Source organism: Streptomyces sp. NPDC043896, from assembly GCF_056435605.1.
The window spans coordinates 66,695-85,045 of record NZ_JBWKEE010000026.1 but is presented as its reverse complement, the minus strand read 5'-3'; the positions used below and the strand labels follow the sequence as shown (position 1 = coordinate 85,045).

Below are 18,351 nucleotides of genomic sequence, written 5' to 3'. Positions count from 1 at the left end.
GCGGTGGACCCGTCGACCTGGTTCGTGTGGACCCAGCACGGCCCGCTGGCCAAGGCCCTGCACCAGGCGTCCGGCCCAACGGGCGACGCCCTGCGCGGGGCCTGGCTGCCGGACCTCCAGCGCGGCAAGCGCCGCGCCACCGCCGGCTTCGCCTTCCTGCGCCATCCGCGCCCGCCCGTCACCGCCCAGCGGGTCCAGGGCGGGTGGCGGCTCGACGGGCGGATGCCGTGGGTGACGGGCTGGGACCTGGCCGACACCGTCTTCGCCGGCGCCGTGGGCCCGTCCGACGAGGCGGTCCTCGCCCTGGTCGACCTCACCGGCGGCGGTCTGAGCGCCGTCGGGGGCGCCCCGCTGTGGGCGATGGCCGGCACGCACACCGCCACCGTCGAGCTGCGCGGCGTCCACGTACCCGACGAGCGGGTGGCCGGGGTGCTGCCGAGGGCCGAGTGGATCCGGGCCTACGACCTGGAGAACGCCGACGCGCAGCCCGCCGTCTTCGGCCACCTGCGCGCCACCGCCGCCTTCCTCCTCCAGTCACCCCCGTACGAGGACCTCGGCCTGCGCCTCGCCGAGCGCACCGCCCGGCTGCGCGCCGAGGCCTACGCCCTGCGCGACGAGGTCCCGCGCGGGGAGCGCACCGGGGACCGGCTCGCCCTCCGGGCCGCGGTCCTGGACCTGGCCGTGCGAGGGGCGGCGACCTGCGTGGCGGTGGCGGGCGGCCGGGCGATCCAGTACGGGCACACCGCCGGCCGGCTCTCCCGCGAGGCCCAGTTCCACCTGATCCAGGCCCAGACCACCCCGCTGCGCACGGAGACGGCCCGGCGGATGCTGGACGGCGTCTGACGCGGCCCTCCGCGCGACCGAGGCCGGGCGGACCGTGCCGGGGCCGAAGCGGGCGTTGGCGCGGTCGATGGCGGCCTCCACCGTCAGCCGGGACTCCCGGACCGGGTCCAGCGTGAGCTGGCGGGTCACGCCCTCCGCGCCCGTGAGGTCCTCCGCGCGCAGCACCATGCCGGTCAGCCGGGCCCGTTGCAGGCCGGCCGCGTCCATCAGGCGGTAGGCGAGGGTGCGCAGGTCCTCGTCGTGGGCGGAGGGTTCCGCCAGCCGCCGGGACTTCTCCCACCGGGTGCCGCCCGCGAACTGGAGGGTCAGGGACAGGGACCGGGCGGCCTGGCGGCGTCCGCGCAGCTGCGCGCCGAGCCGGACCACCAGGCCGAGCAGCGCGGCCCGGGCGTGCGGGCCGTCCAGCTCCTGGCGCACGAAGCCGGTCCGGACGGCGGCCGAGGAGGGCAGGTCGCGCGGGGTGACGGGGCGCGGGTCGATGCCGCGGGCGCGTTCGGCGACGAGCCGGCCGGCCCGTTTGCCGAGGATCCGTTCGAGGACCCCGGGCGGGACGCGGGTGAGCGCCCCGACGGTGTGCAGCCCGTACCCGCGCAGCGCGTCGGCGTGCCGGGAGCCGAGCCCGTACAGGGCCTCGACCGGGAGGGGGTCCAGGAAGCCGGGAACCGCCTCCTCGGGTACGGCCAGGACCCCGCCGGGTGCCGGGATCCGCGCGGAGGCCATGGCCGCCACGGCCCAGGTGGCGGCGACCCCGATCCGGACGTCCGTGCCCAGCCGGGCCACCGCGCGCAGCCGGATCACCTCGGCGATGCGGGCCGGGCCGGCGCCGAAGTACCGCTGGGCGCCCCGGACCTGGACGAGCGCGGCCCGGGGTGGCAGGGCCTGGACGAGGGGGGAGAACTCGCGCAGCAGCTCCAGCACCTCGCGGTAGCCCTCCCCGGGCAGGGCGGGGGCGCAGCGGACGTGGAGCACCCCGGCGGCGGTGGCGGTCCCGGCGGTGCTCATCCCGCGCTCCCCGGGCTGGAGTGCCACAGCTTGCGGCCGGTCGCGGCGCGGTCCCCGGGCGGCTGGAGGTCGGCCCAGGGGTTCATCTCGTAGCCGGTCGGGAGGTGGATGCGGCGGCCGGTGCCGGTGGTGGTGCCGTCCCCGGCGAGGGGCTCGGCGAGCCGGGCCGTGACCGCCTCCAGGCCGCTGTGCCCGCGCAGTTCCACCAGCTCGGCCAGGTTCCAGGCGGCGGCGCCGACCACGCTCAGGCTCTGCGGGCCGCGCCGCTGCACGACTCCCCGTACGAGCAGCAGGAAGGAGTGGAAGACGGTGTGCGCGCAGGCCTCCTGGCTGTCGTCGAAGAAGGCCAGGTCGACCAGGCCGGTGCCGTCGTCGAGGGTGGTGAAGATGACGCGGCGGCCGGAGCGGATCGGCGGGGTCTGGGTGGCCGCCTTGGCGCCCGCGACGAGTACGGTCCGGCCGTGTTCGGTCTCGCGCAGGCGGCGGGCCGGGGTCACGCCCAGCTCGGCGAGGAAGGCGTGGTGGTCGCCCATCAGGTGGCGGGAGGCGTCCATGCCGAGGACGCCGAGTTCGGCGCTGAGGCGCTCGGCGTCGGTCAGGTCGGGCAGTCCGGCGGGGGCGGTGGACCGGCCTCCGCCGAGGGGCAGTTGGGCCGCTCCCCGGGCGCCTGCCGCGCGCTGGGCGCCGTGCAGCTCCGTCAGGTGCAGCAGCAGGTCGCGGCGGTTGGCGCCGAAGGCGTCCAGCGCCCCGACCTGGGCGAGGCGTTCGGCCACCGGGCGGCCGGGGTGGGCGCGGTCCCAGAAGTCGCGCAGGGAGGCGTACGGCTGTCCGGCCTCGATCCGGCGGGCCTCGGCCTCGCCGATGCCGTGGACGTCGGCCAGTGCGAGCCGCAGCCCCCACCGCTCCGGGCCCCGCCCCTCCCGGTCGTCGGACACCAGTTCGATGCGGTGGGCGACCGCGGAGCGGTTCACGTCCAGCGGCAGCACCGGGACGCCGCGCCGCCGGGCGTCCGCCAGCAGCAGCCGCTTCGGGTACATCCCGGGGTCGTGGGTGAGCAGCCCGGCGTAGAAGGCCGCCGGGTGGTGGGCCTTCAGCCACGCCGACTGGTAGGTGGGCACGGCGAAGGCCACGGCGTGCGCCTTGCAGAAGCCGTAGCTGCCGAAGGCCTCGACGATCTCCCAGGTGCGGGCGATCACCTCGGGCGCGTAGCCGCGCCCGGCCGCCGTCGCCGCGAACCAGGCCTTGATCCGGCCCTGGGAGTCCGGGTCGGAGAGCCCGCGCCGCACCCGGTCGGCCTCGTCCCGGCCGCAGCCGGTCATGACGTGCACGATCTCGATGACCTGCTCGTGGAAGACCACCACCCCGTACGTCTCGCGCAGCGCGTCCGCGAGGTCCGGGTGCGGGAAGCGGACCGGGGCCCGCCCGTGGCGCGCCTCGATGAAGGGGCGCACCATGTCGGCGGCGACCGGGCCCGGCCGGAAGAGGGAGATGTCGACGACCAGGTCGTGGAAGGCGGTGGGCTGGAGCCGCCCCACCAGGTCGCGCTGGCCGGGGGACTCGATCTGGAAGCAGCCCAGCGTCTCGGCGGAGCGGATCAGTTCGTACGTCGGCCCGTCGCCCGGGGGCACCTGCGCGGGGTCGTCGAGGTCGAGCTCCCGGCCCGTCGCCCGCCGCAGCTCCGCGACCGCGTGCGCCATCGCGGACTGCATGCGCACGCCCAGCACGTCGAGTTTGAGCAGCCCGAGGTCCTCCACGTCGTCCTTGTCGAATTGCGACATGGGGAAGCCCTCGCCGCTGGTGGGGACCACCGGGGTACGGGCGAGCAGCGAGGCGTCCGAGAGCAGCACCCCGCACGGGTGCATGGCGGTCCCGCGCGGCAGCGCGTCCAGCGCCTCGACGAGGTCCCACAGCCGCCCGTGCTCCTGCCCGCGCACCTCGCGCAGTTCGGGGAGTTCGGCCAGGGCGGCGCGGGCGTCGCGGGCCCGGATGTGCGGGAAGGCCTTGGCGAGGCGGTCGACGGCGGCCGGGTCCATGGACAGGGCGGCGCCGACGTCGCGGATGGCGTGGCGGACCCGGTAGGTCTCGGGCATGGAGACGGTGGCGACGCGCTCGGTGCCGAAGCGGCCGATGATCCGGCGGTAGACCTCCAGCCGGCGGGCGGACTCCACGTCGATGTCGATGTCGGGCAGCACGCGCCGGCGCTTGGACAGGAAGCGTTCCATCAGCAGGCCGTGCTCGACGGGGTCGGCGTGCGCGATGCCGAGGAGGTGGTTGACGAGGGAGCCCGCGCCGGAGCCGCGCGCGGCCACCCGGATGCCCATCTCCCGTACGTCGTCCACGACCTGGGCGACCGTCAGGAAGTACGAGGCGTAGCCGTGGTGGGCGATGACGTCGAGCTCCTCCTCCATCCGGTCCCAGTACGCGCGCCGGTCCGCGTAGCCGCGCAGCACCATGCCGGCCGAGGCGCGGGAGGCGAGCACCCGCTGGGCGGTGCGGCGGGCGGCGCCGACGAGGCGGGCCTCGGGGAAGTGCACGGAGCCGATGCCGAGGTCGTCCTCGGGGTCCACGGAGCAGGCCCCGGCGGTCTCCCGGGTGCGCGCGAGCAGCCGGCGGGCGTCGGCGGCGCGCAGCCCGGCGGCCTCGGCGATCCGCTCGGCGGCCTCGCTCATGGCGGCGGGGTCCTTGAGCCAGCGCTCGCCGCTGTCGAGGGTGCCGCGGGGGTCCAGGGGGACGAGCCTGCGGGCGGCGTCGAGGACGTCGGCGACGGGGCCCTGGCCGGGGTCGGCGTACCGGACGGCGTTGGTCAGCACGGCCGTGACGCCCTGCTCGGCGGCGAAGCCGACGGTACGGGCGGCCAGGCGCAGCGAGCCGGGGCCGGTGCCGGTGCGGCCGTGGTGGACGGCCTCCAGGCGCAGGGCGTCGCCGTAGACCTCCCGCCAGGGCGCGAGCAGCCGCGCCGCCCGGTCGGGGCGTCCGGCGGCGAGCGCCCGGCCCACCTCGGAACCGGGCCCGAGCAGGACGAACACCCCGTCGCCGCGCAACGCCTCCCAGGGCAGCCCCGGGACCGCGGAACCCGGCCCCGCGAGCCGGTCACCGCCACCGAAGCCGCCCGGCAGCACGAGCCCGTCACCGCCGAAGCCGCCCCCGGCCCGCGCGGCGGACCCTCCGGCCCCGCCGGACCCGGCGGCGCCGGGCAGGACCCCGCCGGACGGACCGCCCGCACCGAAGCCGGCACCCGCGGCCCGCGCGGCCCCGGCGCGCCCCGCACCGGAGGCACCGCCCGCGCCGAGCACCCCGCCGGACCCGCCTGCCGCACCGGAGCCCGGCCCGGGGTCACCGGACCCGGTCCCGTCCCCCCGCCCGGCCAGGGCATGGGCGGCGGTGACCATCCGGCACAGCTCCGCCCAGCCGGCGGCGCCGTCCCGGGCCAGGAAGACCGCGCGCGGGGCGGACTCGTCCACGAAGGCCCCGCCCCTGACGGGCGTGCGCCTCCGGTACGAGGCCTCACCGGCCCCGGCGGGCGGCCCGGCGGGGGACGGGGCGGGGGACACGGCCAGGTCCACCCCGAACAGCGGCCGGATCCCGGCCCCGGCGGCGGCCTTCGCGAACCGCACCGCGCCCGCGAGGGTGTCGCGGTCGGTGAGGGCGAGGGCGTCCATGCCCCGCTCGACGGCACGTTCCGCCAGCTGTTCCGGGTGCGAAGCTCCGTATCGCATGGAGAACCCCGAAACGGTGTGCAGATGCGTAAAACCGGGCACCCGCGGCCTCCTGCTTCGCTCGACCTTCAACCTCCCCCTTCACCACCATAGAGCAATTCGAATATCCGTGCGAAACAGTTGTTCGATCATCCATTCGGCCCGCCCCTGCTGCGCCGCTCACCCCCCGCACCGAGCGTGGGAGCCATGACCCAGCCCACCGGGAGCCCCGGCTTCCTCGCCGAGATCAAGGACGCCGTGACCGCCCGGGCGGCCCTGCTGGTCGTGGGGGTGCTGGCCCTCCAGCTGGCCTTCATCACCTCGTACATCGGCGCGTTCCACCACCCTGGGCCCAGCAGGATCCCCCTCGCCGTGGCCGCCCCCCTCGAACCGGTCGCCGCGAGCACCGCGGAGCGGCTCGCGGACCTGCCCGGCGAGCCGCTCGACCCCCGCGCGGTCAAGGACGAGGCGACGGCGCGCGCACAGATCGAGAACCGGGACGTGGACGGCGCGCTGGTCGTCGACCCCGCCGGCACCACCGACCGGCTGCTGGTCGCGAGCGGCGCCGGGGCCTCGCTCTCCCAGGCCCTGGAGCAGATCGTCGGCCTGGCCGAGAAGGCCCAGGGCCGGACCCTGCGGGTCGTGGACGTGGCCCCCGCCGACAAGGGCGACAGCCGGGGCCTGAGCTCCTTCTACCTCGTCGTCGGCTGGTGCGTGGGCGGCTACCTGTGCGCCGCGATCCTCGCGATCAGCGCCGGCGCCCGGCCCGCGAACATCCACCGCGCGCTGATCCGGCTCGGCGCGCTGCTGCTGTACGCGCTCACCGCCGGGCTGCTCGGCGCGGTCATCGCCGGCCCGGTGCTGGGCGCGCTGCCCGGCCCGCTCATGGCCCTGTGGGGGCTGGGCACCCTGGTCGTCTTCGCGGTCGGCGCGCTCACCCTCGCCCTCCAGGGGGTGGCGGGGGTGGTCGGCATCGGCCTGGCCATCCTGGTGGTCGTGGTGGTCGGCAACCCGAGCGCCGGCGGCGCCTACCCCTACCCGCTGCTGCCGCCGTTCTGGCGGGCGATCGGCCCGGCCCTGCCGCCGGGCGCCGGCACGTACGCCGCGCGCTCCATCGCGTACTTCAAGGGCAACGGGGCGGGCGGCCCCGTGCTGGTGCTGGCCGCGTGGGCGGCGGCCGGCTCCGTGATCACCCTGGCCTGCGCGGTCATGCGCCGGGGCCGCCCGGGCGCCGCCGTGGGCAGCGGCCTCCCCGACGACGCCCCGTCCGTCCCCCGCTTCACGAGCGGGGCGGCGGAGCCCCGCTGAACCTCCGCCGGACGCGCTCACCACCCCGGCGGGCCGGGCACCGCCGCGCGCCGCACCGCCGCTCGCCGCACCGCCGCGCGCCGCACGGGCGGGGCGGCCCGGACCTCAGGCCCGGTGGACCACCTCGCCCGCCACCACCACCGTCTCCGCCACCGTGCCCGGGATGGACTCCGGGGCGATGCGCAGGATGTCGCGGGACAGCACCACGAAGTCGGCGGCCTTGCCCACCGTGAGGGACCCCCGGTCCTCCTCCAGGAAGTTGGCGCGGGCGGAGCCCATCGTGTAGCCGTGCACCGCCGTCTTCACGTCCACCGTCTCACCCGGCTGCCAGGGCGCGCCCCCGCCCAGCGGGCGGCGGGTGACGGCGGTGTAGATGCCGACCATCGGGTCCATCTCGGCGACGTTCCAGTCGCTGGAGAAGGCCAGGACCGCCCCGGCCTCGTGCAGGCTCCGCATCGGCCAGGCCTTGTGCCAGCGCTCCTCGCCTACGTTCTCGGCCCAGTCCTGGCCCGGGCCCGCGATCTCGGGAGCGCAGTGCCTCGGCTGCATGCAGGCGACCACGCCGAGCTCGGCGAAGCGCGGCACGTCCTCGGGGTCCAGGCATTCCACGTGGACCACCTGGTGGCGGGCGTCGCGCGGGCCGTTCACCGCGCGGGCGTGGGCGACCGCGTCGAGGACGGTCCGGATGCCCCGGTCGCCGGTGGCGTGCACGAAGCACTGGAAGCCCCGGGCGTCCAGCTTCGCCAGCAGCTCCGCGAACTCCTCCGCCGGGTAGAAGGTCTCGCCGCGGTGGTGTCCGCAGCCGGCGTACGGCTCCAGCAGCGCGGCCGTGCGGGGCTCCACCACGTCGTCGATGTACAGCTTGAGCGGGCCGACGCGCAGCCGGTCGTCCGCGAAGCGGCGCGCCGCTTCGGCGAACTCGTCGAGGCCGGCGTCGCCGGTGCCGCGCGGGTGGAACAGCGCCGCCACGATCCGCGACCGCAGCCGGCCCTCCGCCCGGGCCCGTACGAAGAGTTCCAGGTCGTCGAGGGAGTTCTGCGGCTCGACCACCGTCGTGATGCCGAAGCCGATGGCGTCGTCGAGGCTCTTGACGAGCCGCCCGTACTGCCGCTCCGGCGACGCCCACGGCACGCCGAGCCCGCGCAGCGCCCGGTGGCCCTCGCGGGAGAGCCCCTTGACGGCGAAGTCCTTGACGAAGCCGGTGGGTTCCCCGGTCTCCGGGTCGGTCGCGGCCGTGCCGAAGGGCAGGTCGGTGCGGTCCCGGCTGACGCCCAGGCGGCGCAGGGCGGCCGTGTTCAGCCAGGCCGTGTGGACGTCGTACGAGAGCACGATCGCCGGTACGTCGCCGGTGGCCGGGTCGAGGTCGGCGGCACACGGCATCCGGCCGTCCGGGACGGCGGAGTAGTCGAAGGCCTCGGCCTCGATCCACTCCGCGTCCGGGTTGGCCTCCCGCCAGGCCCGGATCCGCTCGTGGACGCCCTCCAGGGTCCGTACTCCGGCGAGCTGTACGCAGGCGTCGTCGGAGCCGAGCCGGACGTGGTTGTGGGCGTCGACGAACCCGGGCAGGACCAGCTTCCCGGCGGCGTCGAGGCGTTCGGTGTCCGGTCCGGCCCAGGCGGCGGCCTCGTGGTCCGGGCCGATCCACACGATGCGGCCGCCGCGCACGGCGAGTGCCTCGGCCTCGGGCAGGTCCGGGTCCACGGTGTGGATGCGGGCTCCGGTGAGCAGCAGGTCGGCGGGGTGGTTCACGGGTGGTGCTCCTGTGCGGTGGTGGCGGGAGGGGTCGGCCGGGGGCGGTAGAGGGCCGGGGTCAGGCGGTGGCCGGGACGGCGGCGGGGGTCCTGCGGTGGAGGGCCGCGTAGACGAGGGCGGAGACGACCGAGCCGAGCAGGGTGAGGTCCGCGCCGCCGAGGGGGGCCACCAGCGGACCGGTCCACAGTTCGGAGTCGCAGGTCAGGGCGGCGAAGGCGATGCCGGCGAGGAGCGCGGCCAGGCCGGCCGGGTGGTAGCCGGAGCGGTACCAGTAGGCGCCGCCGGGGCCGGTGGTGTGCAGGGCGTTGCCGTCGTAGTGGCAGCGGCGCAGCAGCATGTCGGCGAGGAAGACCCCGCCCCAGGGGGCGAAGACGATGATCAGGAGGGAGAGGAAGGAGGTCAGCGCGCTGGTGAAGTCGGTGAGGAAGAGCGCGGCGAGGGAGCCGAGGCCGGTGATGGCGGCGCTGACGACGATGGCCCGGGCCCGGGTCCACGGGATGCCGAGGACCTGGAGGTTCAGGCTGGACGAGTAGAGCGTGATGATCGAGTTGGTGACGGAGCCGCCCAGTACGAGGGCCAGGAACAGGGGCTGGAACCAGCCGGGCAGCAGGCTCCCGGTGGCGGCGACGGCGTCGGTCATGTCGGTCCGGGTGGCGGCGGCGACTCCCGCGATGCCGAGGGCGACGGAGGAGAGGAAGCCGCCGAGGGCTCCGTACCAGGTGATCGACTTCAGCGAGGTGGTGCGGGGCAGGTAGCGCGTGTAGTCGGCGGGCATCGGCAGGTACGAGAAGGGCGCCGCCAGCATGATCACGAAGGCCAGGCTCCAGCCGGAGGCGCCGGGCACGGTGGTCGCGGGGGCGGAGGTGTCGGCGCCGGGGATCAGGAAGGCGAGCAGGGCGGCGAAGCCGGCGGCGAGGACGTAGGCCATCCAGCGTTCGGCGAACTGGACGGTGGCGTGACCCCACATGGCGACGACGAAGGTCAGCGCGAGGGTGACGAAGAGGGCGGCGGCCCGGGCGGGGGTGCCGTGCAGCAGGCCCAGTTCCTCCAGGAAGACCTCCAGGGCGAGGGTGCCGACGACGGTGTTGAGGATGGTGTAGCCGATGCCGACCAGCCAGTTGAGGACCCCGGCGGGGAGGTTGCCGCGGACGCCGAAGGCGGCGCGGGAGATGACCAGGGTGGCGGTGCCGGTGCGGATGCCGGAGAGTCCGGCGGCGCTGATGGCGAAGAAGGCCAGTCCGCTGATCACGACGACGGCGGTGGCCTGCCAGAAGGTGAGGCCGAAGGCGACGGCCAGGGCTCCGTTGATCACGTAGGTGAAGGTCAGGTTGGAGCCGAACCAGAGCCAGAAGAGGTCGCGCGCGCTGCCGTGCCGCTCCGCGTCCGGGATCGGATCGATGCCGCGCGTCTCGACTCTGAAGATCTCGTCACTCATCGTGCACGCACCCTTGATCTTGAATGGCGTTCTAAGTTCTTGAATGGCATTCAAGATGAGGGCTGGATCCGACCCCCGTCAAGACCCTGTCCGGGATAAGGTCGGTCCACGAAGATCGGGAGGCGGCAGCGGTGGCAGGAGCGGCACGGCGGCGCGACGGGCAGATCGCCCAGGAGCGGATGCTGGAGGAGGCCATGGCGGCGATCGCCGAGGACGGGCTCGCGGCGCTGACCATGTCCAAGCTCGCCGACCGGCTCGGCACCAGCGGCGGCCACATCCTGTACTACTTCGGCAGCAAGGACCGGCTGCTGCTGGAGGCGCTGCGCTGGAGCGAGGAGCAGCTGACGGCCGAACGCGCGGCACTGCTGCGCCGCCGGGTCACGGCCGCCCGCAAGCTGGAGCTCTTCCTGGAGCTCTACCTGCCGCGCGGCCCCCGCGACCCGCGCTGGACCCTGTGGATCGAGCTGTGGGCCCGTACGCCGTCCAACGAGGACCTGCGCGCCGCCCAGGAGGAGATCGACGCGGGCTGGCACGAGGACCTGGGGGCGCTGCTGGCGAAGGGCGTGGAGCAGGGACGGTTCGCCCCGACCGACACGGCCGCCCGGGCCTCGGAGCTGCTCGCCCTGCTCGACGGGCTGAGCACCCGGGTGGTGCTTGGCCAGCGGGACGCGGACCGGGCGCGGGCCCTGGAGCGGGCGCGCTCGGCGGCGGCACTGCTGGTCGAACACCGCTGAGCCCCCGGACCGGGGTCCGGGGGCGGGGTACGGGGGCGGGGTCCGGGGGCGGGGTGCGCGGGGAGGCCGTTCTCCGGGTGCGCCGGGCTACGGGGCGTCCGGCCGCGCGGCGTCCGGCTATGCGGCGTCAGGCTGCGCGGCGTCCGGTGACGGGGCGTCCGGCCGCGCGGCGTCCGGCCGGCCCGTGCGGTTGCCGTAGTACGCCTGGAGCATCAGCTGCCGCATCTCGTCGATCATCGGCATCCGCGGGTTCGCGGGGGCGCACTGGTCGGCGTAGGCGTTCATGACCTGGACGGGCAGGGCCTCGGTGAAGGCCCGCTCGTCGACGCCCTCCTCCGCGAAGGAGGCGGGGATCCCGCAGTCGGCGCGCAGTTCCTCGACGGCCCGGGCGTAGGACTCCACGCCCTCCGCGGGGGTGGCGGCCGGCAGGCCGAGCGCCCGCGCGATCTCCTGGAAGCGCTCCGGCGCCCGGTAGACCTCGGCCTTCGGCCAGGGGGTGGCCTTGTACGCGACGGTGCCGTTGTGGCGGATCACGTGCGGCAGCAGGATCGCGTTGGTGCGGCCGTGGGCGACGTGGAAGGTGTTGCCGAGGGTGTGGGCCATCGCGTGCACGAGGCCCAGGAAGGCGTTGGCGAAGGCCATGCCCGCCACCGCCCCGGCATTGTGCATCTTCTCGCGGGCCTCGGGGTCGTTGGGGCCGTCGGCCACGCACCTGCGGAGGTTCCCGAAGATCAGCTTGATCGCCTGGAGGCAGAGCCCGTCCGTGTAGTCGTTGGCGTACGCGGACACGTACGCCTCGGTGGCGTGGGTGAGGGCGTCGAAGCCGGAGTCGGCCGTCACGGCGGGCGGCAGGTTCATCGGCAGGACCGGGTCGACGATGGCCACGTCCGGGGTCAGCGCGTAGTCGGCGAGCGGGTACTTCTGGGCGGCGGCCGGGTCGGAGATGACGGCGAAGGGGGTGACCTCCGAGCCCGTTCCGGAGGTGGTCGGGATGGCCACCAGGCGGGCCTTCTCCCCGAGCGAGGGGAAGGTGTAGGCGCGCTTGCGGATGTCGAAGAACTTCTCCTTCGTGTCCGCGAACTCCACCTCGGGGCGCTCGTACATCAGCCACATGATCTTCGCCGCGTCCATCGGCGAGCCGCCGCCGAGGGCGATGATGGTGTCGGGGCCGAAGTCGCGCATCAGCGCGGCGCCCGCCCGTACGGTCGACAGCTGCGGGTTGGGCTCGACGTCGTCGATGACCTGCACGGCGACCGCGCCCTCGCGGGCCTGGAGGATGTCGGTGACCTTCCGCACGAAGCCGAGGGCGACCATCGTCTTGTCCGTGACGATCGAGACCCGGCCGATGCCCTCCATCTCGCCGAGGTAGCGGATGGAGTTGCGCTCGAAGTAGATCTTCGGCGGGACCTTGAACCACTGCACGTTGTTGTTGCGGCGCCCGATCCGCTTGATGTTGACGAGGTTGACCGCGGAGACGTTGTCCGACACGGAGTTGTGCCCGTAGGAGCCGCAGCCCAGCGTCAGCGAGGGGAGGAAGGCGTTGTAGACGTCGCCGATGCCGCCGAAGGCGGAGGGGGAGTTGGCGATGACGCGGACGGCCTTGACGCGCCTGCCGAACTCCTCGACCAGTTCCTCGTCCTCGGCGTGGATGGCCGCACTGTGCCCCAGTCCGTGGAATTCGACCATGGCCGCTGCCAGTTCGACGCCGTGACCGGTGTCTGCGGCCTTCAGCACGGCCAGCACCGGGGAGAGCTTCTCGCGGGTCATCGGCTCGCCCTCGCCGACCCCGGCGCACTCGGCGAGCAGCACCGAGGTGTCCTCCGGGACGCGGAAGCCGGCCTGTTCGGCGATCCAGTGGGCGGGCTTGCCGACGACCGCCGCGTTCAGCTTCGCTCCGGAGCAGTCCGCCGCGTGGGCGGTGGTGCCGAAGACGAACTCCTCCAGCTTGGTCTTCTCGGCGGCGGTCACCACGTGCGCGCCGAGCCGGCGGAACTCGGCGATGCCCTGCTCGTAGATCTCGGCGTCCAGGATGACGGCCTGCTCGGAGGCGCAGATCATGCCGTTGTCGAAGGTCTTGGAGAGCACGATGTCGTGGACCGCGCGGCCCAGCCTGGCGCTCTTGTGGACGTACGCGGGCACGTTGCCCGCGCCCACCCCCAGGGCCGGCTTCCCGCAGGAGTAGGCGGCCCTGACCATGGCGTTGCCGCCGGTGGCGAGGATGGTGGAGACGCCCGGGTGGTTCATGAGGGCGGCGGTGGCCTCCATGGAGGGGGTCGTGACCCACTGGACGCAGTTCTCCGGGGCCCCGGCGGCGACGGCCGCGTCGCGCACGACGCGCGCGGCCTCGGCGGAGCAGTTCTGCGCGGAGGGGTGGAAGGCGAAGACGATCGGATTGCGGGTCTTCAGCGCGATCAGTGCCTTGAAGAGCGTGGTCGAGGTGGGGTTGGTGACGGGGGTCATCGCGCAGACGACGCCGACGGGTTCGGCGATCTCGGTGATGCCGTTCAGCTCGTCACGGCGGACGACGCCGGCGGTCTTCAGGCCTCGCATCGAGTTCACCACGTGCTCGCAGGCGAAGAGGTTCTTCACCGCCTTGTCCTCGAAGAGGCCTCGGCCGGTCTCCTCGACGGCGAGCCGGGCGAGTTCGCCGTGCTGCCCCAGCGCGGCGAGGGAGGCCTTCTTGACGATGTGGTCGACCTGCTCCTGGCTGAACGACTCGAACCGGCGGAGCGCCTCCTGCGCCCCCTCGACCAGCGCGTCCACCCTCTCGTTGGCCTGCATGGCGGGAACTCCTTCAATTCGAAATCCTGATGGCTCAATTCCACACCCGAAAGCGGAAGCCGCCTCGCCGAAAAGGCCCTCTTCGGTAGCCCGAAGGTCCCTCCGCCTCCACTCCCCCGCCCCCGGTCAGGGCTTCCACCTGCGCGAACACCCGAGGACCAAAGACCCCTGCGCGCTTGTGAAAGGTTTCACAAGAATTTCCCTCCAAGTGCGCCCTACCGCGCTCCCCCACCGGGGAGCACAATCGGCCTGACCACCCGCGCCGGACGTGAGGGAGGGAGCGCGTGCGCAAAGAGGTGCGCACCGCGGACGGACGCGCCCTGATGGCGGAGCGCTGGGGCGACCCGGACGGCAAACCCGTCCTCCTGCTCCACGGGATGCCCGGCAGCCGGCTCGGCCCGGCGCCCCGCGGCATGGTCCTCTACCAGCGGCGGACACAGCTCATCGCCTACGACCGGCCCGGCTACGGCGGCTCCGAACGCCACCCGGGCCGCACCGTCGCCGACGTGGCCCAGGACGTGGCCGCGATCGCCGACGCCTTCGGGCTGGACACGTTCGCCGTGGCGGGCCGCTCGGGCGGCGCCCCCGGCGCGCTGGCCTGCGCCGCCCTGCTGCCGGAGCGGGTCACGCGGACGGCGGCCCTGGTCCCGCTCGCCCCCCGGGACGCGGAGGACCTGGACTGGTTCGCCGGGATGACCGCCTCGAACGTCCGGGAGTACACCACCGCCACCGACGACCCCGACGAGCTGGCGGCCCGGCTGATCCCGCGCGCCGCCGGCATCGCCCAGGACCCCGGCCGGCTCCTGGACGAACTGCGCCGGGAGCTGACCGCCAGCGACCGCATGATCGTCTCGGACGCCGGCCTGCGGTCGATGCTGCTGCGCAACTACCGCGAGGGCGTGCGCACTTCGGCATACGGCTGGATCGACGACATCCTCGCCTTCAGCAGCCCCTGGGGCTTCGACCCCGCCGGCATCCGCTGCCCCGTGCTGATCTGGCACGGGGAGCTCGACGTCTTCTCCCCCGTGGGCCACGCGCGCTGGCTGGGCCGCCGCATCCCCGGCGCCACCACCACCATCGACCCGGACGCCGCGCACTTCGCGGCACTGCGCGCGCTGCCCGACGTACTCACCTGGCTCCTGCGCGAACCCCTGGAGGAGCAGCAGCCCGCGTAGGAAGGCCCTCCGGCCTGCGGCGACGCGATCCGCGGCCACCCCCCGGAAAACGGGACGCCGCGCTGCGGCGAACGGCCGAATGCGGGCCCTCGACAAATGGACCACGCTTTCCATAGAACGCTTGACCAGGCGTCATGCCTCGGTTGCCAATGGGGTGTGGACGAGTAAAGTCCACGCTTGACAGCAGCAGCGCGCTGGTGTCTTTCCCGCCCATTTCACATGGCCTCCCCGAGGACGGTGTCGTGAACACTTCCGCAACCCCCCCGACCAGCACGGTCAAGGACCGTCGCGTCCCGCTCGCGAAGATCGACGTCCGCAGCTCTTCCGCGGCCGCGGCCCTCGAACGCGTCCTTCCCTCGGAATCCGGCCGTCGCGTTCAGACACCGATCTTCAACTCCGCGCTCTGACGGTCCGTTATGAGCTCTAGACTGGTGGAATGACCCGCACGATCGCTTTCCGCGAGATCGTCCTGAAGGTTCACAGCAGATGCGATCTCGCTTGTGATCATTGCTATGTCTACGAACACGCAGATCAGAGCTGGCGAGCCCGGCCGAAAGTGATCTCCCCCGGAGTCATTTCCCAGACCGCGTCGCGGCTCGCCGAACATGCCCGTGACCATGCGCTCCCCTCCGTCACGGTGATCCTCCACGGAGGGGAACCCCTGCTGGCCGGCCCCGGCCGACTGCGGCTCGTGTGCGAGGAGTTCACCCGCGCGCTCGCCGGCACCGCCGAGCTCGACCTGCGCGTCCACACCAACGGGCTCCAGCTCAGCCGCCGTTACCTGGACCTCTTCGCCGAGTACGGCGTCCGGGTCGGCGTCTCCCTCGACGGGGACCGCACGGCCAACGACCGCCACCGCCGCTTCGCCGACGGCCGCTCCAGCCATCCCCTGGTGCTCGCCGCGCTGGAACTGCTGCGCTCCGCGCCCTACCGTCACCTCTACCAGGGCCTGTTGTGCACCGTGGACGTGGCCAACGACCCCGTCGCGGTACTGGACGCCCTGGTCGCGCTGGAACCGCCCCGGGTGGACTTCCTGCTCCCCCACGCCACCTGGGAGACCCCGCCGGAGCGGCCCGACGGCGCGCCCGACGCGTACGCGCGCTGGCTGCTGCGGGTCTTCGACCACTGGGAGCGGCTGGAACGGCCCGTGCCCGTACGCCTCTTCGAGTCGCTGCTGTCCACGCTGCGCGGCGGGCCCAGCCTGACGGAGTCCCTGGGACTGGCCCCGACCGACCTGGTCGTGGTGGAGACGGACGGGACGCTGGAGCAGGCCGACTCCCTCAAGAGCGCCTTCGAGGGGGCCGCCGCCACCGGGTTCGACGTCTTCGCCCACGCCTTCGACGAGGTCGCCGCGCATCCCGGGGTCCGGGCCCGGCAGCTCGGGCTGGCGGGGGTCAGCGACACGTGCCGCCGCTGCCCTGTCGTACGTTCGTGCGGAGGCGGCCTCTACACGCACCGCTACCGGGAGGACAACGGCTTCGACAACCCCTCCGTGTACTGCTCCGACCTGCGCGAGCTGGTGGACGGGGTCGAGGAGCGCACGGCCGCCCGGCAGACCGCGCCCGAGCTGTCCGACCCGGCCGGACTGGCCCGGTCCCAGGAGGAGCTGACCCGGGTCCTGCTGGCCCGGCTGCACGGCGACCTCGCCGGGGACACCGGCTGGAGCCGGGCCTGGGAGGTGCTGGCCGGGGTGGAGGAGGCCGGGGAGGCGGGTGCGGAGGCGCTGGACGCCGTACTGGGCCACCCGTTCACGCGGACCTGGGTGCTGGAGGCCCTGGACGCCGTGCGGGAGGGCCGCCCGGACGGCCCGGCCGCGGCCCGCAGGCTGGCCGCGCTGACGGCCGCCGCCGTACTGCGGGGCGGGCTGGAGCTGCCGGCCGAGGTGTCCTACCGGGACGGGGAGGTGTACCTGCCGACGCTGGGGCTGCTCCGGCTCGGGGAACCCGGCACCCGGGGCCGCGCCCTGCTGCACGCCACCGGCGAGGGGTACGCGGTCGTGCGGGCGGGGCGTACCGAGCACCGCTTCGGCCCGGCGGCGGGGGACGCGCGCTGGCTGCCCGTACGGACCTGGTCGCCCGGGCCGGGAGAGCCGGCGGTGGCGCTGGAGGACCTGGACCCGTACCGCAACTGCTTCGCCCGCCCGCCGCGGCTGCGGCTCGGCGCCGGGGAGGCCGACGAGTGGCGGGGCCGCCTGGACGCGGCCCGGGCACTGCTGCACCGCACCGTCCCCGGGTTCGCGCGGGCGGCCACCGCCGGGCTGGGCACCCTGACCCCGCTCGCCGGCGGCCCGCGGGCCGGGGGCTGGGGCGAGGCCGGGCGGCACGGGCCGGGCGCGCTCGGGGTCCCGTACGACGCCGGGGTCAGGGAGACGGCGCTGGCCCTGCTGACCGGGCGGCGGCGGGCCCGGCTGCGGGAGCTCACCGAGGTGGCCGACCTCTACGCGCTGGACGGGGCCTGGCAGCACCCCTCGCCCTGGCGGACGCACCCGGTGCCGGTGTCACGGCTGCTGGCCGACGTGCACGAGCGGGTCGTGGTGGAGGCGTACCGCCGGGCCACGGGCACGCAGGAGCCGGGCGGTACGGACCGGATCCACCGGGCCCTGGACCGGTTGTCGGAGGCGGCGGAGCTGACGGTGAGCGGCAAGCGGCTGGTGGAGGAGCTGCGCTGGGAACTGAAGGCGGTCGACGCATGACCGCCCCACCGGGCCCACCGGCCCCACCCGGCCGGCTCCGCCCACCAGCCGCGCCCGGCGCCCCGAACACCCCGCCGGCCCCGGCCCCACCGGCCCCACCCGGCCGCTACCAGCTCGCCGCCCAGCTGCGGCTGCTCGGCGTGCGGCCCGGGCAGCGGCTGCTCGTGCACGCCGCCCTCGGCGGCACCGGGCTGCGCGCCGAGACCCTGCGCGACGCCCTGACCGGGCTCCTCGGCCCCCGGGGCACCCTGGTCGTCCCCGCCTTCACCGCGGAGAACTCCCTCACCTCCACCGCGCACCTGGCCCGCACCGCCGGTCTCGACGAGGCCGGGCTGGCGGCCTTCCGGGAGCGGATGGAGCCCTTCGACCCGGACCTCACCCCGAGCCAGGGCGTGGGCGTCTTCGCCGAGGTCGTCCGCACCACGCCGGGCTCCGCCCGCAGCGGGCACCCGCAGACCTCCTTCGCCGCGCTCGGAGCGGACGCGCACCGGCTGTGCGCGCGGCACCGCACGGAAAGCCACCTGGGTGAGGAGTCACCCCTGGGAAAACTGTGCTGGGAGGGAGGACAGGTACTCATGATCAATGTGGGATTTTCGGCCTGTACTGCTTTCCATCTCGCGGAGTACCGAATTCCGAAGCCCCCCTTGCGCATGTACGACTGTGTGGTGAAGGTGAACCTTCCGGAGGGCCGGGAGGGGCGGGGAGGGCGCTCCCCCGAGGGGGAGTGGAAGACGTACGAGGACGTCGCGCTGGACGACGGGGATTTCGAGGAGATCGGCCGGTCATTCCCGGATTCTCTGGTGCGCAGGGGGCGGGTGGGAGGGACGTCCGCCGTGTTCTTCTCGATTCCGCACGCCGTCGACCACGCCCTGGCCTGGATGACCGAAAACAGACGCTGAATGACTGAACGATGAGGGGATGTGGCGAAGCAGCT

The 18,351-nt window shown here is 74.5% G+C and carries 11 protein-coding genes; 6 read left to right on the top strand and 5 right to left on the bottom strand.

The window, feature by feature from the left end; translation table 11 throughout:
• Window positions 1–534 precede the first annotated feature (534 nt).
• Window positions 535–1,845 carry a DNA polymerase Y family protein gene (locus tag AC069X_RS30955; RefSeq protein WP_478733719.1) on the bottom strand — a complete coding sequence of 437 codons (1,311 nt, stop codon included), beginning with the start codon at window positions 1,843–1,845 and terminating at the stop codon, window positions 535–537.
• Complete coding sequence (locus tag AC069X_RS30950; protein WP_478733717.1) at window positions 1,842–5,603, bottom strand: DNA polymerase III subunit alpha; 3,762 nt, start codon at window positions 5,601–5,603, stop codon at window positions 1,842–1,844. The genes AC069X_RS30955 and AC069X_RS30950 overlap by 4 nt, the downstream gene beginning before the upstream one ends.
• Window positions 5,604–5,747: 144 nt before the next feature.
• On the opposite strand from AC069X_RS30950, the gene AC069X_RS30945 reads away from it, so the two are divergent.
• The gene (locus AC069X_RS30945) at window positions 5,748–6,848 is read left to right on the top strand and encodes a DUF3533 domain-containing protein (protein ID WP_478733715.1); all 1,101 of its coding nucleotides are present in this window, start codon (window positions 5,748–5,750) and stop codon (window positions 6,846–6,848) included.
• 105 nt (window positions 6,849–6,953) lie between these two features.
• Here the strand turns inward: AC069X_RS30945 and AC069X_RS30940 are convergent, their stop codons facing one another.
• Both AC069X_RS30940 and AC069X_RS30935 read right to left on the bottom strand, forming a co-directional pair.
• Window positions 6,954–8,597: an amidohydrolase gene (locus AC069X_RS30940; RefSeq protein ID WP_478733713.1), complete on the bottom strand. Its 1,644-nt coding sequence runs from the start codon at window positions 8,595–8,597 to the stop codon at window positions 6,954–6,956.
• Window positions 8,598–8,658: 61 nt separating this feature from the next.
• Window positions 8,659–10,035 carry a purine-cytosine permease family protein gene (locus AC069X_RS30935; RefSeq protein ID WP_478733711.1) on the bottom strand — a complete coding sequence of 459 codons (1,377 nt, stop codon included), beginning with the start codon at window positions 10,033–10,035 and terminating at the stop codon, window positions 8,659–8,661.
• Between the two features lie 131 nt (window positions 10,036–10,166).
• Here AC069X_RS30935 and AC069X_RS30930 point away from each other — a divergent pair, with 131 nt between their 5' ends.
• The gene (locus AC069X_RS30930; protein ID WP_478733709.1) at window positions 10,167–10,769 is read left to right on the top strand and encodes a TetR/AcrR family transcriptional regulator; all 603 of its coding nucleotides are present in this window, start codon (window positions 10,167–10,169) and stop codon (window positions 10,767–10,769) included.
• Window positions 10,770–10,886: 117 nt separating this feature from the next.
• Here the strand turns inward: AC069X_RS30930 and adhE are convergent, their stop codons facing one another.
• A complete protein-coding gene (gene adhE, locus AC069X_RS30925; protein ID WP_478733707.1) occupies window positions 10,887–13,550 on the bottom strand; it encodes a bifunctional acetaldehyde-CoA/alcohol dehydrogenase in 2,664 nt (887 codons plus the stop codon).
• 323 nt (window positions 13,551–13,873) lie between these two features.
• Here adhE and AC069X_RS30920 point away from each other — a divergent pair, with 323 nt between their 5' ends.
• The 4 genes from AC069X_RS30920 (at window position 13,874) to AC069X_RS30905 (ending at window position 18,316) form a co-directional block, all read left to right on the top strand.
• A complete protein-coding gene (locus AC069X_RS30920) occupies window positions 13,874–14,725 on the top strand; it encodes an alpha/beta fold hydrolase (protein ID WP_478733796.1) in 852 nt (283 codons plus the stop codon).
• Between the two features lie 242 nt (window positions 14,726–14,967).
• Entirely contained in the window at window positions 14,968–15,132 is a 165-nt protein-coding gene (fxsA, locus tag AC069X_RS30915; RefSeq protein ID WP_478733705.1) for an FxSxx-COOH cyclophane-containing RiPP peptide, read from the top strand.
• Window positions 15,133–15,161: 29 nt separating this feature from the next.
• A complete protein-coding gene (gene fxsBH, locus AC069X_RS30910; RefSeq protein WP_478733703.1) occupies window positions 15,162–17,417 on the top strand; it encodes a radical SAM/SPASM protein FxsBH, inactivated beta-hydroxylase extension form in 2,256 nt (751 codons plus the stop codon).
• Window positions 17,414–18,316 carry an AAC(3) family N-acetyltransferase gene (locus AC069X_RS30905; RefSeq protein ID WP_478733701.1) on the top strand — a complete coding sequence of 301 codons (903 nt, stop codon included), beginning with the start codon at window positions 17,414–17,416 and terminating at the stop codon, window positions 18,314–18,316. Before fxsBH ends, AC069X_RS30905 begins: the two co-directional genes overlap by 4 nt.
• Window positions 18,317–18,351: the final 35 nt, after the last annotated feature.